Genomic DNA, 1,671 nt, shown 5'->3' on the forward strand with positions numbered 1-1,671 from the left:
GCACCGACGGCATGTTGTAGTTCACATCCTGCGGATCGAACTGATGCAGCACATACAGTCGTTTTTGTGCCGAGGACAGCGGATAGAAGCTGCGCTCTTCCGCTACCGGAATGGACGCATACGTCACTTGATCCAGCTGTTCCAGTACAACGGCCAGTTGCTCAATCGTTGGTGCTTCAAAAATACTGCGCAGTGGAAGCGGTTTGTTCAGCTCCTTGTGAATCTTCGAGGCCAGTGTCGTCGCCCGCAGGGAATGTCCACCAATCTCGAAGAAGTTTTCCTTCACGCCGACCTGCACCAGGCCCAGCACGTCCTGCCAAATTTGCGCCAGTTTCACTTCCACCCACGTCCGCGGTGCGACATAGTCGGCTCCGCTTTGCAGGCTGCCTTCGGGTGCTGGCAGGGCTTTGCGGTCGATTTTACCGTTCGGTGTCAGCGGCATCTGCTCCAGCTGTACCAAGTACGAAGGCACCATGTAGTTTGGCAACTCCTCACCCAGTAAGCTTCGCAGCTCACCAGCACTCACGTCACGTTCGGCAACAAAGTACGCCACCAGTTGGTTTTGTCCCTGCTCGTCCGCCTGGGCCAGTACGATGACCTCTTGTATGTCCTCCACTTTCAAAATTTGTGCCTCGACCTCGCCCAGCTCGATCCGATAACCCCGGATTTTCACCTGATGATCGATCCGGCCCAAGTATTCGATGTTGCCATCCGGCATCCATCTCGCCAAGTCACCCGTCCGGTACATTCTTTCATAACCTACCTCGCCAGCCGCGAATGAATTCGGTACAAATTTCTCATCCGTTAGCTCTGGACGATCCAGATAGCCGCGAGCCAGACCTGGACCGGACACACACAGTTCACCTGCTACGCCTATCGGAGCCAAATGTCCATGTACATCAACCATGTATACCCGGTGATTCGGCAAAGGGCGTCCGATAGAAATTAGCTGTCCTGCTCTCTCATCCTTGGATACTGGCCAGCTCGACGTCGCCACCGAGTTTTCAGTTGGACCATAACCGTTGTAGTACGCCACTTGATCCTTCCACTTGTATACCAGCTCTGTTGAAGCAGCTGAACCCGCAGTCATCAGAATACGCAGGTATGGCATCTGTTCTGGCTCCAGATAGACCGCATAGGTCGGTGGTAATGTCGCCATTGTAATCTGATGTTCTGTCATGTAATGCTCGAATCTCTCATAGTCCAAAATCGTCTCTGACGTTGGTACATACAACGTAGCACCACAGAATAGAGTTTGGAAGATTTCCCAACAAGACGCATCAAACGAATAGCTGGCAAACAGCAATGTATGATCCGACGTACTGATCTGGAATTCCTGATCAAAATACGTTTTCAGATTACACAGACCGCGATGCTCTAGCATGACACCCTTCGGCTGCCCCGTCGTACCCGACGTATAGATCACATACGCCAGATCGTTCGGACCGGACAACGGCTCCAGGTTGGAATCCTCCTCGTGATACACACTTTGTGTCCCATTCAGCACCAGTACCTGACCATCAAAAGCTGCTTTGTCCACCAGGTGGCTTTGCGTTAACAACAGCTCTGCTCCCGAGTCGTCCAGCATGTAGCGGATACGCTCCTCCGGATACGTCGGATCGATAGGGACATATGCACCTCCGGCTTTCAAAATGCCTAACATGCCCACAA

Annotated in this window: 1 protein-coding gene; it reads right to left on the bottom strand. The window is 52.7% G+C overall.

Annotated features, from left to right (window positions below; translation table 11 throughout):
• Window positions 1–1,671: non-ribosomal peptide synthetase (locus FKV70_RS25790; protein ID WP_244310857.1), on the bottom strand; the 1,671-nt coding region annotated here is incomplete at both ends.

Origin of the sequence: Paenibacillus ottowii, assembly GCF_006874425.1 — a bacterium.
GTDB lineage: Bacteria > Bacillota > Bacilli > Paenibacillales > Paenibacillaceae > Paenibacillus > Paenibacillus ottowii.